Origin of the sequence: Kitasatospora setae KM-6054 (genome assembly GCF_000269985.1) — a bacterium.
Classification (GTDB): domain Bacteria; phylum Actinomycetota; class Actinomycetes; order Streptomycetales; family Streptomycetaceae; genus Kitasatospora; species Kitasatospora setae.
Map to the genome: position 1 here is coordinate 4,361,588 of NC_016109.1, position 13,928 is coordinate 4,375,515.

The window sequence follows — 13,928 nt, forward strand, 5'->3', positions numbered from 1 at the left end:
AGGGCCCGGACGGGGATCCCCGTCCGGGCCCTTCGGCGTTCCCGGCGCCTCCCCCAGGTCCCCCGGGGCTCCCGGAGGCTTCGTCAGGAAGCCCCGAGAGCACGGCGCCCGCCGCCGGGCCGTGGCCGGCGGCGGGCAGGAGGCTTCACTGAGAAGCCCTCAGCGCTCCGGCGGCCGCGCCGGCCGACCCGCCACCGGGCGGAGAACGGCTCCCTCGGAACGGCTCCCCGGTGCCGGAACCGCTCCCTCAGAACGGCCGCAGCGCCGGCTCCTTGCGCCGGCCGCCGAGCAGCCGCTCCAGCGCGCCCTCGACGTCCTCCTTCCAGGAGAGCGTGGTGCGCGCCTCCAACCGCAGCCGCGGGTACCGGTGGTGCGGGCGGACGGTCTTGAAGCCCACCGCCAACAGGTGCTCGGCGGGCAGCACGCAGCTCGGCACCTCCCGCCCCTGCGCGCCGAACGCCTCGATCGCCCGGAAGCCGCGCCGCACCAGGTCCTTGGCCACCGACTGCACCAACACCCGCCCCAGCCCCTGCCCCTGGAACTCCGGCAGCACCCGGGAGACCATCAGCTGCACCGCGTCCGGCGCGATCGGACTGGTCGGGAAGGACTGCCCGCGCGGCACGTACGCGGGCGGCGCGTAGAGCACGAACCCGGCCGGGCGGTCGTCCACGTAGGCCACCCGCCCGCAGGAGCCCCACTCCAGCAGCACCGCGGAGATCCAGCCCTCCTTCTCCAACTCCCCCTTGCCGGCGTCCTGCGCGTCCCGCCCGCTGACCGGGTCCAGCTCCCAGAAGACGCAGGAGCGGCAGGTGTTCGGCAGATCCGAGAGGTTGTCCAGCGTCAGCGGAACGACCCTCCGTCCCACGCCCGCACCTCCTCCTCCGGGCTCGAACGGCCCGGACCTCCAGTCTGCTCCGGGTAGCGGAACGGGTGCACGTTTCACGTGAAACATGCACCCGCCGATTCGCCGTCCGAGGCGTCCGGAACCGCGCCCGGGGCCGCCCGGGCAGCCGGTTCAGGACAGCGGCAGACCCCGCTCGCCCGGGGCCAGGCTGTCCAGGATCCGGTTCAGGTCCTCGACCGAACCGAACTCCAGCACCACCTTGCCCCGGCCGAACCTGCCGCCGCTCTGGGCGACCTCGACCTTGACCCGGGTCTCGAAGCGGTCCGAGAGCCGCCCGGCCAGCTCGTCGAAGGCCGGAGTGGGCAGCGGCTCCGCGCGCGGGGCCCGCTTCTTCTTCGGCTCCTTGCCGGAGAGCAGCTTGGCGATCTCCTCGGTGGTGCGCACCGACAGGCCCTCGGCCAGCACCCGGTTGGCCAGCTTCTCCTGCTGCGCGTCCGGCGCCATCAGGATCGCCTTGGCGTGCCCGGCGGTGACCTGCCCCGCCGCCACCTTCAGCTGCACCGACACCGGGAGCTTCATCAGCCGCAGCGTGTTCGACACGTGCTCGCGGGACTTGCCGACCCGGGTCGCCAACTGCAGGTGCGTGCAGTCGAAGTCGCGCAGCAGCTGGTCGTACGCGGCCGCCTCCTCCAACGCGTTCAGCTCGGCCCGGTGCAGGTTCTCCAGCAGCGCGTCCAGCAGCAGCTTGTCGTCGTCGGTGGCCCGGACGATCGCCGGGATGACGTCGAGACCGGCCTCCCGGGAGGCCCGCCAGCGCCGCTCGCCCATGATCAGCTCGTACCGGTCGGGGCCGGTCTGACGGACCACCACGGGCTGCAGCAGGCCGACCTCCTTGATCGAGGCGACCAGTTCGGCGAGCTTCTCCTCGTCGAACACCTCGCGCGGCTGGCGCGGGTTGGGACGGATCGACTCCAGCGGCAGCTCGGCGAACCGGGCGCCGTCCACCGGGGCCAGCGCCGCCTCCAGCACGCTGCGGCGCTGGTCACCGGCCAGCTCGCGCAGGCTCTCCGCGGCGGCCTTCGCCGCCACCGTGCCCCGGTCGGTCGGCACCACCGGCGCCACCGCGACCTGGCCGGCCCCGGCGGGTTCGGCCGCCGGGGCCGCCAGCTCGGCGGCCACCGGCTGGGTCGCCGGGATCAGCGCCCCCAGTCCCCTGCCCAGACCCCTGCGCGTGCCACTCACCGCTTGCCCTCCATCGAACTGTGCTGTGCCGTCGGCGCGGACGTCTCCCCGCCGCTGCGCGGCGGAACGACCGCCGCGCCCGCCCGGTGCCGCCCGACCGTCGTCTTGGCGACCTCGGCCCGCAGCGCCAGCTCGCGGGCCGCCTCCAGGTAGGAGAGCGCGCCGCTGGAGCCCGGATCGTAGCTCAGCACGGTCTGCCCGTAGCTGGGGGCCTCGGAGATGCGCACCGACCGCGGGATGGCGGTGGCCAGCACCTCCTTCTCGAAGTGCGTCCGCACCTCCTCGGCGACCTGCGCGGCCAGCCTGGTCCGGGCGTCGTACATGGTGAGCAGGATGGTCGACACGTGCAGCGACGGGTTCAGGTGCGCCCGCACCAGCTCCACGTTCCGCAGCAGCTGGCCGAGGCCCTCCAGCGCGTAGTACTCGCACTGGATCGGGATCAGCACCTCCTGGCCGGCCACCATCGCGTTGACGGTCAGCAGCCCCAGCGAGGGCGGGCAGTCGATCAGGATGTAGTCCAGCGGCTGCTCGTACGCGGCGATGGCGCGCTGCAGCCGGCTCTCCCGGGCGACCAGCGAGACCAGCTCGATCTCGGCGCCGGCCAGGTCGATGGTCGCCGGGCAGCAGAACAGGCCCTCGACGTCGACCACCGGCTGCACCACGTCGGCCAGCGGCTTGCCCTCGACCAGCACGTCGTAGATCGACGGCACCTCGGCGTGGTGGTCGATGCCGAGCGCGGTCGAGGCGTTGCCCTGCGGGTCGAGGTCGATGACCAGCACCCGGAGCCCGTTCATCGCCAGGCCGGCGGCCATGTTGACGGTGGTGGTGGTCTTGCCCACCCCGCCCTTCTGGTTGGCGACCACCATCACCCGGGTCGCGGCGGGCCGGGGCAGTGCCTCACCGGCGTTCCCGAGCACCGGGAAGGCGGTGTGCGCGGCCCGTGCGACGGGGGTGTCATCCACCTGATCGACGATCTCCGACTCCTGCATGGGGGTCAGTGTTTCACGTGAAACCTGGCCCGCGACAGTCACCTCCGGGTGACGATCCCGGGTCCGGTTCAGGTCTTGATCAAGTACGCCGGAGAGCAGGAAGCGACGTTTCACGTGGAACACCATGCCCGGAATGTCGGGATCAACCGGCCCGACACTCCGAGCCCCGCCCGAGCCCCGCCCGAACGACGACGGAAACGACGACGGAAACGGCGGCCTGAACGGCGAGGGGCGGGCGGCCCGCCGGCCACCCGCCCCGAACTCCCGTACGAACCGGCTCAGCGCCGGCCGCGACCACCGCCGCCGGTGCGCCGGCCGCCGGCCTCGCCGCCCTTGCCGCCGCGCCCGGCCCGGGCCGCCTTGGCCCGGCGGGTGGCCGCCTTGACGCCGCCGGGGCTCTCCCCCGCCTCCACCCGGACCACCCGGGTCGGGGTGACCAGCACGCCCTCGCCGACCCCGATCACCGACCACTTCACCGCGCCCAGCCGGGTCAGCGCCGCCCGCGACTCGGTCAGCTCCTGCTCCGCGGTGTCGCCCTTGAGCGCCAGCATCTGGCCGTACGGGCGCAGCAGCGGCATGCCCCAGCCGGCCAGCCGGTCCAGCGGCGCGACCGCGCGGGCGGTGACCACGTCCACCGCCAGCTTGCCGACGGTCTCCTCGGCCCGGCCGCGCAGCACCGTGACGTTCTCCAGGCCGAGCTCGCGCACCACCTCCTCCAGGAAGGTGGTGCGCCGGAGCAGCGGCTCCAGCAGGGTCACCGAGACGTCCGGCCGGGCCAGCGCCACCGGGATGCCGGGCAGGCCGGCGCCGGAGCCGACGTCGCACAGCGAGACGTCGGCGGGCAGCAGCTCGGCCAGCACCGCGCAGTTGAGCACGTGCCGGTCCCACAGCCGGGGCACCTCGCGCGGGCCGATCAGCCCGCGCTGCACGCCGGCGGTCGCCAGCAGCTCGGTGTAGCGCACGGCCTGCGGCAGCCGGTCACCGAAGATCCGTCCCGCCGCCTCCGGCGTCTGTCCCGGCCCCTCCAGCGGCGCCTCGGACGCCGTGCCGTCCCTGTCCATCTCTGCTGCCTCTCCGCTCACCGTCGAATCCACCCGCCCTACCAGCACTGTTCCACGTGAAACGCCACTCCGCCGCAGAGCCGACGACCCCGCCCGCACGAGGCGGGCGGGGTCGGACGCCGGAACGGCAGGGCCACCGGCCTCAGGCCGGCAGCACGACCACGCAGCGCTGGGGCTCCTCGCCCTCCGACTCGCTGCGCAGGCCCGCCGCGGCCACCGCGTCGTGCACCACCTTGCGCTCGAACGGGGTCATCGGGCGCAGCTTGACCTGCTCGCCGGTGCCCTTCACCCGTTCGGCCGCCTCCGCGCCCAGTTCCGCCAGCTCGGTCCGCTTGCGCGCCCGGAAGCCCGCGACGTCCAGCATCAGCCGGCTGCGCTCACCGGTCTCCCGGTGCACGGCCAGCCGGGTCAGCTCCTGGAGCGCCTCCAGCACCTCGCCGTCCTGGCCCACCAGCCGCTGCAGCGTCCGGTCGTCGCCCTCGCTGACGATGGAGACCAGGGCCCGGTCCCCCTCGACGTCCATGTCGATGTCGCCGTCCAGGTCCGCGATGTCCAGCAGACCCTCCAGGTAGTCGGCGGCGATGTCACCCTCGTGCTCCAGACGCGAGAGGACGCTCTCACCGGCCGGGGCGGTGTCGACGGCGGAGGTGGTGCCATCCGTCACAGGTGGACTCCTTCGGAAACGAGGCCCTCGGGTGGGGCCGAAGGGTGGGGGACTACTTCTTCTTCGGCCGCTGGCCGGCCTGGCCGCCGCGCCGCGGCTGCTGGCGCTGCGGCTGGCCCGACTGGCCGCCCGGCTTCGCCCCGCCCGCCTTCGCGCCGGACTTGCCGGCGCCGGCCGCCGCGGCCTGGCCCTCGTCGGCCCGGGCCGACGCGTCGGCCGCGTCCGCCGCGTCCTGGGTGTCCTGGGCGTCCGACTGCTCGGCGGTGTGCGCCTGGTGCGCCGCGGTCGCCTGGCGCTGGGCCTTGCTCTGCTTGCGCGGCTGCTGCCGGCGGACCTGCACGCTCTCCTCGACCGCCGCCTGGGCGTCGGCCGTCGCGCTGCCCTTGGAGCCGCCCTTGAGCATGGCCGCCAGGCCGACCTTCTGGATCGAGCCGTCCGGGTTGATCCGGCCGGCCTTCTTCAGGCGGGCCTGGCGCTCGTCCCACGCCCGGCTGCCCGGCGTCGGGTTGTTGCGGATGACGACCAGCTGCTGGGCCATCGACCAGACGTTGGTGGTGAGCCAGTAGACCAGCACACCGACCGGGAAGTTGATGCCCATCACCGCGAACATGATCGGGAAGACGTACATCAGCATCTTCTGCTGCTGCATGAACGGCGTCTTGACCGACAGGTCGACGTTCTTGGTCATCAGCTGGCGCTGGGTGACGAACTGCGACAGCGACATCAGCACGATCATGACCGCGCAGACGATCTGGATCTGGACGGTCTCCGCGCCGACGAACTTGGCCGACAGCGGGGCGCCGAAGATGTGCGCCTGCTTGGCGCTCTCCAGCAGCGGCTGGTCGATGACGCCGATCGTCTTGTCGTTGGCGATCGAGGCGAGCACGCCGTAGAGGGCGGTGAAGAACGGCGCCTGCACGAGGATCGGAAGGCACGAGGAGAACGGGTTGGTGCCCGCCTCCTTGTACAGCTTCATCATCTCTTCGGACTGGCGCTGCTTGTCGTTCTTGTAGCGCTCCTGGATGGCCTTCATCTTCGGCTGGATCGCCTGCATGGCCCGGGTCGCCTTGATCTGCTTCACGAAGAGCGGGATCAGGCAGATCCGGATGACGACCACCATCATCACGATGGACAGACCCCACGCCAGGCCGCCGTCGGGGTCGAAGACGTGGCTGAACAGCGAGTGGAACTGGACGATGATCCAGGACACCGCTGTGTAGAGGGGACTCAGAAAACCGAAGGTCACCGGTCAGACTCCTTGGGCATCGGGCTTCGCCACCGGCTCCGGCTCGGCGGTCCCGCTCGTGGGGCTCAGCAGATTGCGCAGCCGGCGGTGCCACACCGGGTGCTTTCGCGGCGGAACATGGTCGACCCCACCGGGAGACCAAGGATTGCAGCGCAGGATGCGCCAGACCGTCAGCCACCCGCCCTTGATCGCGCCGTGGACGCGGACCGCCTCGTACCCGTAGCGGGAGCACGAGGGGTAATAACGGCACACCGGACCGAGCAGCGGACTGATGGTCCACTGGTAGAGCCTGATCAGGCCCATCAGCAGGTACTTCATCGCCCTGTTCCCGTCGGGGCACCACCGGCCGGTTCCGACCTGAGCACCCGGCGCAGTGCCGCGTCCAGGTCGTGCGCGAGGTCCGGGTACGGAGCCGTCGCCGCGGCGGGCAGCGCCCGTACCACTATCAGGCTACCTGCGGGCAACCGGGACAGGCGTTCGCCGACCAGGTGGCGCAGGCGGCGCTTCACCGCGTTGCGGACCACCGCCGGACCCACGGCCTTGCTCACGACGAAACCCGCACGCGCCGGAGGAAGCCCCTCGGCGACGTGCGGGCGTGAGTCGCTGTTCCGGTCGGACCCCGCCTCGGGTACCGCCTCTCTCTGGAGGTGGACCACCAGCAGGGGCCGGCCGGCGCGTCGACCGCGTTTCACCGCGGCCGCGAAGTCCTGGCGCCGCCGCAGCCGATTCTCGGTGGGCAGCACTGCAGACCCTCTACGCGGTTCAGGCGGACAGTTCGGTGCGGCCCTTGGCACGGCGGTTCGCCAGGATGGCGCGGCCGGCGCGGGTACGCATGCGCAGCCGGAAGCCGTGGGTCTTGGCGCGGCGACGGTTGTTCGGCTGGAAGGTGCGCTTGCTCACTCGGGGGCTCCTGGGGTGAATCGTAGGATGACGGGGAATCGCTTGGCCGTCACCGTGCGTCCGCGCGACCTCCCCTTGCACTTGGGAAATCCGGCTCCCGGGCCCAGATCTGCTGGGTTGAGGAGCACCACGGCGCCCGTGCTGCGCGCGTCATGGAAGCGGGCGGACCCGCGGACATGCGGCAGCGGCCATCGACAACTCGACCTGGTTACGGTACGCGGGAGCGGGTCCGAGGGTCAAACCAGGTGGCTGCCGCGCCCTTGCCCACAGCCTGTGGACAGAAACTTGAATCAGCTCTGCGCGCTGACTACCGTTGCAGGACTTGTCTCTTTTGTTCTGTGCCGCGGCCGCACCGCCGCCGCGGCACCCGAACCCCCTCCCCGTGACCTTGCCTGGCTGCCCCGCTCGGGGAACGAGAAAGCGTGTACCAGTGGCTGATGTCAACAGCGATCTCGTCCTGATGTGGTCGAGGGTCGTCGAGCGACTGGTGAGCGACAGCGACGTCGTGGAGAAGGACAAGAACTGGGTCCGCCGGACCCAGCCGATGTGGATGATGCACGACACCGCCCTGCTCGCGGCCCCCAACGAGTTCGCCAAGCAGGTGCTGGAGGGCCGGCTGCTGCCGCAGCTGACCGAGGCCATCTCGCACGAGTTCGGCCGGCAGGTCCGGATCGCGGTGATGGTCGACGCCAACGCCGCCCCGGTCTCCGAGCCGGACCAGGACCAGGACCAGGAGCTCGACCACGAGCCCGTCCCGGAGTGGCCGCACCCGCGGCCCGAGCAGGCGTACCCGGCGCGCGCCGAGCAGCCCTACCCCGTCCGGGCCGAGCAGCCCTACCAGGGCGAGCAGCAGTACCCGTCCGGGCCCGGCTACCCGCAGCAGGGCCCGCCGCCCGGGAGCTGGCCGGGCCGCGGCGGGGACGACTACCAGCGGCCGCCCTACCCGGCCGCGTACCCGGCGGGCGAGCCCTACCGGACGCCCGCCCAGGGCCCGTACCGCGAGCACCAGCCCGGCGCGGAGGCCGGCGGCTGGGGCGATCCCGCCCCGATGCCCGAGCGGCGGCCCGACCCGGCGCCGCGGCGCTCGCACCGGCCCGGCCCGGACTCCGCGCAGGGCGACCTGTTCGGCGGGGCGCTCGGCTCCCCGGACGAGGACCGGCCGCGCCAGGGCGGCACCCGCCGCGGCGGCCGGCCCGCCGCGCAGCAGCACGCCCAGGTCGAGCGCCAGCCCGGCGTCCCGGCGCCGCCCGGCGCCCCCCCGGCCGGCGGCCCGCGCAAGGACGAGCCGAACGCCCGGCTGAACCCGAAGTACCTGTTCGACACCTTCGTGATCGGCGCCTCCAACCGCTTCGCGCACGCCGCGGCGGTGGCGGTGGCCGAGGCGCCGGCCAAGGCGTACAACCCGCTCTTCGTCTACGGCGAGTCCGGGCTCGGCAAGACCCACCTGCTGCACGCCATCGGGCACTACTCGCGCAGCCTGTTCCCGGGCACCCGGGTCCGGTACGTGAGCTCGGAGGAGTTCACCAACGAGTTCATCAACTCGATCCGGGACGGCAAGGCGGACGCGTTCCGCAAGCGCTACCGGGACATCGACATCCTGCTGGTCGACGACATCCAGTTCCTGGCCAGCAAGGAGTCGACGCAGGAGGAGTTCTTCCACACCTTCAACACCCTGCACAACGCGAACAAGCAGATCGTCCTCTCCTCGGACCGGCCGCCCAAGCAGCTGATCACCCTGGAGGACCGGCTGCGCAACCGCTTCGAGTGGGGGCTGATCACCGACGTCACCCCGCCGGAGCTGGAGACCCGGATCGCGATCCTGCGCAAGAAGGCGATCCAGGAGCAGCTGAACGCCCCGGCCGACGTGCTGGAGTTCATCGCCTCCCGGATCACCCGGAACATCCGGGAGCTGGAGGGCGCGCTGATCCGGGTCACCGCGTTCGCCAACCTGAACCGGGCGCCGGTCGACCTGGAGCTGGCCGGCATCGTCCTCAAGGACCTGATCCCGGGCGGCGACGAGGACGCCGGGCCGGAGATCACGGCGCAGGTGATCATGCAGCAGACCGCGGCGTACTTCGGCCTCGGCGTCGAGGACCTGTGCGGGTCCTCGCGCAGCCGGGTGCTGGTGACGGCCCGTCAGATCGCGATGTACCTCTGCCGGGAGCTGACCGACCTGTCGCTGCCGAAGATCGGCGCCCAGTTCGGCGGCCGGGACCACACCACGGTCATGCACGCCGACCGCAAGATCCGCTCGCTGATGGCCGAGCGCCGGTCCATCTACAACCAGGTCACCGAGTTGACCAACCGCATCAAGAGCTAGCTAACAAAACCCCGGGAGGGTCGGGGGCGGCTGCACCGAGTGTCGGGTGAAGCGTCAAAAACCTTGCTGGCAAAGGCAGTTGTCGAGGAGAAGGGGAGTCGGGCCGAGGCGGCCCGGCTCCCCTTCCGCATGCCCGCGGCGTTACCCGGACGAGTGGTCGGCCGTCGGCGCCGTGCACTCGTCCGAGTGCACGCGAGGGCCTTCCGCGGGCCGTCGCGGGCGGTCTGTAGTAGGGACCCGACAAGTCGGGTCGTTCGAACGCGGAGCGGATCCGAACAGCGGCCGACGGGGCCGTCCGGGTGGCGTCCGCGCGGCATCCGGGTGGTGGCCGGATCGGGCCGGTCGACCCGGCCGGCCGCTGTTCGGGGGTGTGGAGGGGCCGGCGGCGGGGCAGGAGTCCGCCCGAAGGACCGCCGCCGGGGCCGGCCGACGCTGCGAACAGGTGCGCAGTGAATCGAACGGTTCGGGCGCGCACCCCTGTTTTCCACAGGAACGGGTGGGTTTTCCCCGTCCACAGGGTGCGCGGGGGCGAGTTATCCAGAGGTTCCTCCACAGGTGGATCGCCGCTACGCTCTTCCGCGCAGGTCAACCCCCTGTGGACTTGTGCACAACAGTTATCCACAGCCTGTGGAGAACTGAGGGCCCGTCAGCCGCTCCACGGAGTTATCCACCGGCTGTCCACAGGATCGGGTGGGTTATCCCCAGGTTGTCCACAGCTCTGTCCACAGTTCGGCAACATCAACTGCCTTGTCAGCCCTGGGTGTGAAAGGCGTCACGTGATGTTGATCGGCGGCGGTGGATAACTCTGGGGATTTCTGTGGATACAGCTGTGGATAACCTGTGGATACTCAGCGTGCCCTGTGGATTACTCTCCGCTGTCCACAGGTGGCCCCGGTTGTCCACAGCCGCCGTCCACAGGACCTGTGGACAAAATCCGGCCGCTGACCTGCGAAAACGGGGTTATCCACGGTATCCACAGGCCCTACTACTACTGCTACACATAGAGAGCTCGGAACTTGATCAACAGTGGGTGCGGCCCGAATCTGTGGACAACCGGGCTCCGACATTTGTTCGGCCCGCTTGAGCCCATCTGCCCCGGCTGTCAGCCGAGTACGTCAGACTGTCCTTCGGCAACCGGAAGCAGGACGGGGCGGAGCTGATCCGCCGAGCGACCGGCCGGGGGCCGCAGAGGATCAGACGATCAACAGCACGGACCGGCGGTACCGGCCGGCCGTGCGGCGACAGCAGCCAGGAGGCGGTTACCGGTGAAGTTCCGGGTGGAGCGTGATGTCCTCGCGGAGGCGGTGGCCTGGGCTGCCCGCAGCCTCCCCGCGCGGCCGCCGGTGCCGGTGCTGGCCGGCCTGCTGCTGACCGCGCAGGAGGGCAGCCTGGCGCTCTCCGGGTTCGACTACGAGGTGTCGGCCCGGGTCGAGCTGGAGGCGGACGTCGAGGAGGCCGGCACCGTCCTGGTCTCCGGCCGCCTGCTCAACGACATCTCGCGCAACCTGCCGAACCGCCCGGTGGAGATCTCCACCGACGGCGCCCGGGTCAGCGTGGTCTGCGGCAGCTCGCGCTTCACGCTGCCGACCCTGCCGGTCGACGAGTACCCGGCGCTGCCGCAGATGCCGACCGCCACCGGCACCGTCCCGGGCGACGTGTTCGCCTCGGCGGTCAGCCAGGCCGCGGTCGCCGCCGGCCGCGACGACACCCTGCCGGTGCTCACCGGCGTCCGGGTCGAGATCAACGGCAGCGGGATCACCCTGGCCGCCACCGACCGGTACCGGTTCGCCGTCCGCGAGCTGCTCTGGAAGCCCGAGCAGGACGACATCAACGCGGTCGCGCTGGTCCCCGCCAAGACCCTGCAGGACATCGCCAAGTCGCTCGGCAGCGGCGACCAGGTCACCATCGCGCTCTCCGCCGGCGGCGCCGGCGAGGGCCTGATCGGCTTCGAGGGCGCCGGCCGGCGGACCACCACCCGCCTGCTGGAGGGCGAGTTCCCCAAGTTCCGGTCGATCTTCCCGACCGAGTTCTCGGCGGTCGCCGCGGTGCAGACCCAGCCCTTCCTGGAGGCGCTCAAGCGCGTCTCGCTGGTGGCCGAGCGCAACACCCCGGTCCGGCTGAACTTCGAGCAGGGCGTGCTCACCCTGGAGGCCGGCTCGGGCGACGACGCGCAGGCCACCGAGCGGGTCGACGCCGACCTGGAGGGCGACGACATCTCGATCGCCTTCAACCCCGGCTACCTGGAGGAAGGGCTCAAGGCGATCGACGCCGCGTACGCGCAGCTGAGCTTCACCACCCCGACCAAGCCGGCCCTGCTGACCGGCAAGCCCGCGGTCGACGCCGAGCCGGACGACGCCTACCAGTACCTGATCATGCCGGTCCGCCTCTCCGGCTGACCGTCCGGCACCACCAGGGGCGCGAGGGGCGGGCAGCCTCCGCGCCCCTGTGGCTGCCCGGCGCCCCCTCAGCGTCGGCGTAGGCTCAGTGAGTGCGGCAACGGCGCCGTCATCAGGCACGACACCACAGTGAAGGACTTGTCATGCAGCTCGGCCTCATCGGTCTCGGCAAGATGGGCGGCAACATGCGCGAGCGCATCCGCCGCGCCGGCCACACCGTCATCGGCTACGACCGCAACCCGGACCTCGCCGACGTCGACAGCGTCGAGCAGCTGGTCGCCTCGCTGGAGGCCCCCCGCGTGGTGTGGGTGATGGTCCCGGCCGGCGGCCCGACCCAGGAGACCGTCGAGCACCTGGCCGAGCTGCTCTCCCCCGGCGACGTGGTGGTCGACGGCGGCAACTCGCGCTGGACCGACGACGTCAAGCACGCCGAGCAGCTGGCGGAGAAGGGCATCGGCTTCGTCGACTGCGGCGTCTCCGGCGGCGTCTGGGGCCTGGAGAACGGCTACGCGCTGATGTACGGCGGCGCCGCCGAGCACGTCGCGAAGGTCCAGCCGGTCTTCGACGCGCTCAAGCCCGAGGGCGAGTTCGGCTCGGTGCACGCCGGCAAGGTCGGCGCCGGCCACTTCGCCAAGATGGTCCACAACGGCATCGAGTACGCGATGATGCAGGCCTTCGCCGAGGGCTGGGAGCTGCTGGAGGCCGCCCCCGAGGTGACCGACGTGCGCGAGGTCTTCCGCAGCTGGCAGGAGGGCACGGTGATCCGCTCCTGGCTGCTCGACCTGGCCGTCCGCGCGCTGGACGACGACGAGCACCTGGCCAAGCTCAAGGGCTGGGCCGCCGACTCCGGCGAGGGCCGCTGGACGGTCGAGGCCGCCATCGACCACGCGGTGCCGCTGCCCGCGATCACCGCCTCGCTGTTCGCCCGCTTCGCCTCCCGCCAGGAGGACTCGCCGCAGATGAAGATGATCGCCGCGCTGCGCAACCAGTTCGGCGGCCACGCGGTCGAGTCCAAGTAAGCACCCACGGTCCAGAAGGCGAGTGCGGTCACCGTCATGCACGTCGCGCACCTGTCGCTCGCCGACTTCCGTTCCTACGCCCGGGTCGAGGTTCCGCTCGACCCGGGCGTCACCGCGTTCGTCGGCCCCAACGGCCAGGGCAAGACCAACCTGGTCGAGGCGGTCGGCTACGTCGCCACCCTGGGCAGCCACCGGGTGGCCACCGACGCCCCGCTGATCCGGCTCGGCGCCGAGCGGGCGGTGATCCGGGCCAGCGTGGTCGCCGGGGGCGGCCGCGCCACCCTGGTCGAGCTGGAGCTCACCGCGGGCAAGGCCAACCGGGCCCGGCTGAACCGCTCCGACAACGTCCGCCCGCGGGACGTGCTGGGCGTGCTGCGCACCGTGCTGTTCGCCCCCGAGGACCTCGCCCTGGTCAAGGGCGACCCGGGCGAGCGCCGGCGCTTCCTGGACGAGCTGCTGACCGCCCGCACCCCCCGGCTGGCCGGGGTGCGCTCCGACTACGAGCGGGTGCTCAAGCAGCGCAACGCCCTGCTGAAGACCGCCGCGACGGCCCGCCGGGCCGGCGGCGGCAAGTCCGCCGACCTGGCCACCCTGGAGGTCTGGGACGGCCACCTGGCCCGGGCCGGCGCCGAGCTGACCGCCTTCCGGATCCAGCTGGTGGCCGCCCTGCAGCCGCTGGTCGCCGAGGCATACCGGCAGCTCGCCCCCGACGGCGGCGACACCGTCCTGGAGTACCGCTCCTCCTTCGAGGGCGAGCTCCCGACCAGCCGCGAGCAGGCCGAGCGGCAGCTGCTCGACGCCCTCCAGTCGCTCCGCCGGCAGGAGATCGAGCGCGGCCTGACCCTGGTCGGCCCGCACCGCGACGAACTCCTGCTCCGGCTGGGCCCGCTGCCCGCCAAGGGCTACGCCAGCCACGGCGAGTCCTGGTCGTACGCGCTGGCGCTCCGGCTGGCCTCGTACGAGCTGCTGCGCGCGGAGGGCGAGGAGCCGGTGCTGGTGCTGGACGACGTCTTCGCCGAGCTGGACGCCCGCCGCCGGGACCGGCTGGCCGAGCTGGTGGCCGGCGGCGAGCAGGTGCTGGTCACCGCCGCGGTCGCCGAGGACGTGCCGAAGGCGCTGCACGGCGCCCGCTACGGCGTCTCGGGCGGCACGGTGGACCGGCTGACCCCGTGTGCCCCGCGGGCCCCGGGAACCGCGTAGCCTGGACGGCTCGTCCGAGCAGTCGTCCACAGCCTGGGGATGGAGCG

General features: G+C 72.1%; 13 protein-coding genes. 4 read left to right on the forward strand and 9 right to left on the reverse strand.

Translation table 11 applies throughout. The features are described 5' to 3' along the window. Nucleotides 1-247 precede the first annotated feature (247 nt). The 9 genes from KSE_RS19300 to rpmH form a co-directional block, all read right to left on the reverse strand. Nucleotides 248-865: a GNAT family N-acetyltransferase gene (locus KSE_RS19300; protein WP_014137011.1), complete on the reverse strand. Its 618-nt coding sequence runs from the start codon at nucleotides 863-865 to the stop codon at nucleotides 248-250. 150 nt (nucleotides 866-1,015) lie between these two features. Continuing rightward, nucleotides 1,016-2,086, reverse strand: a complete 1,071-nt coding sequence (locus tag KSE_RS19305; RefSeq protein ID WP_014137012.1) for a ParB/RepB/Spo0J family partition protein — start codon at nucleotides 2,084-2,086, stop codon at nucleotides 1,016-1,018. Then, on the reverse strand, nucleotides 2,083-3,147 hold the full coding sequence (locus tag KSE_RS19310) for a ParA family protein (RefSeq protein ID WP_456236166.1): 1,065 nt from the start codon (nucleotides 3,145-3,147) through the stop codon (nucleotides 2,083-2,085). The genes KSE_RS19305 and KSE_RS19310 overlap by 4 nt, the downstream gene beginning before the upstream one ends. 206 nt (nucleotides 3,148-3,353) lie before the next feature. After that, nucleotides 3,354-4,136 carry a 16S rRNA (guanine(527)-N(7))-methyltransferase RsmG gene (rsmG, locus tag KSE_RS19315; RefSeq protein ID WP_014137014.1) on the reverse strand — a complete coding sequence of 261 codons (783 nt, stop codon included), beginning with the start codon at nucleotides 4,134-4,136 and terminating at the stop codon, nucleotides 3,354-3,356. 142 nt (nucleotides 4,137-4,278) lie between these two features. After that, nucleotides 4,279-4,800, reverse strand: a complete 522-nt coding sequence (locus KSE_RS19320; protein ID WP_014137015.1) for a Jag family protein — start codon at nucleotides 4,798-4,800, stop codon at nucleotides 4,279-4,281. A 52-nt stretch (nucleotides 4,801-4,852) separates the two neighbouring features. Then, nucleotides 4,853-6,046: a membrane protein insertase YidC gene (gene yidC, locus KSE_RS19325; RefSeq protein ID WP_014137016.1), complete on the reverse strand. Its 1,194-nt coding sequence runs from the start codon at nucleotides 6,044-6,046 to the stop codon at nucleotides 4,853-4,855. A 3-nt stretch (nucleotides 6,047-6,049) separates the two neighbouring features. Continuing rightward, nucleotides 6,050-6,364 carry a membrane protein insertion efficiency factor YidD gene (gene yidD / locus KSE_RS19330; RefSeq protein WP_014137017.1) on the reverse strand — a complete coding sequence of 105 codons (315 nt, stop codon included), beginning with the start codon at nucleotides 6,362-6,364 and terminating at the stop codon, nucleotides 6,050-6,052. Beyond that, entirely contained in the window at nucleotides 6,361-6,789 is a 429-nt protein-coding gene (rnpA, locus tag KSE_RS40180; protein WP_014137018.1) for a ribonuclease P protein component, read from the reverse strand. Before rnpA ends, yidD begins: the two co-directional genes overlap by 4 nt. A 19-nt stretch (nucleotides 6,790-6,808) precedes the next feature. After that, nucleotides 6,809-6,946 carry a 50S ribosomal protein L34 gene (gene rpmH, locus KSE_RS19335; RefSeq protein WP_014137019.1) on the reverse strand — a complete coding sequence of 46 codons (138 nt, stop codon included), beginning with the start codon at nucleotides 6,944-6,946 and terminating at the stop codon, nucleotides 6,809-6,811. A gap of 430 nt (nucleotides 6,947-7,376) precedes the next feature. On the opposite strand from rpmH, the gene dnaA reads away from it, so the two are divergent. The 4 genes from dnaA to recF all read left to right on the forward strand — a co-directional run bounded on the left by dnaA (nucleotide 7,377) and on the right by recF (nucleotide 13,881). Continuing rightward, complete coding sequence (gene dnaA, locus KSE_RS19340; RefSeq protein ID WP_014137020.1) at nucleotides 7,377-9,266, forward strand: chromosomal replication initiator protein DnaA; 1,890 nt, start codon at nucleotides 7,377-7,379, stop codon at nucleotides 9,264-9,266. Nucleotides 9,267-10,531: 1,265 nt separating this feature from the next. Continuing rightward, a complete protein-coding gene (gene dnaN, locus KSE_RS19345; RefSeq protein ID WP_014137021.1) occupies nucleotides 10,532-11,662 on the forward strand; it encodes a DNA polymerase III subunit beta in 1,131 nt (376 codons plus the stop codon). A 143-nt stretch (nucleotides 11,663-11,805) separates the two neighbouring features. Continuing rightward, nucleotides 11,806-12,681, forward strand: coding sequence for a phosphogluconate dehydrogenase (NAD(+)-dependent, decarboxylating) (gnd, locus tag KSE_RS19350; RefSeq protein WP_014137022.1), 876 nt, complete (start codon nucleotides 11,806-11,808; stop codon nucleotides 12,679-12,681). A gap of 36 nt (nucleotides 12,682-12,717) precedes the next feature. Then, nucleotides 12,718-13,881: a DNA replication/repair protein RecF gene (recF, locus tag KSE_RS19355; RefSeq protein ID WP_014137023.1), complete on the forward strand. Its 1,164-nt coding sequence runs from the start codon at nucleotides 12,718-12,720 to the stop codon at nucleotides 13,879-13,881. Nucleotides 13,882-13,928 lie beyond the last annotated feature (47 nt).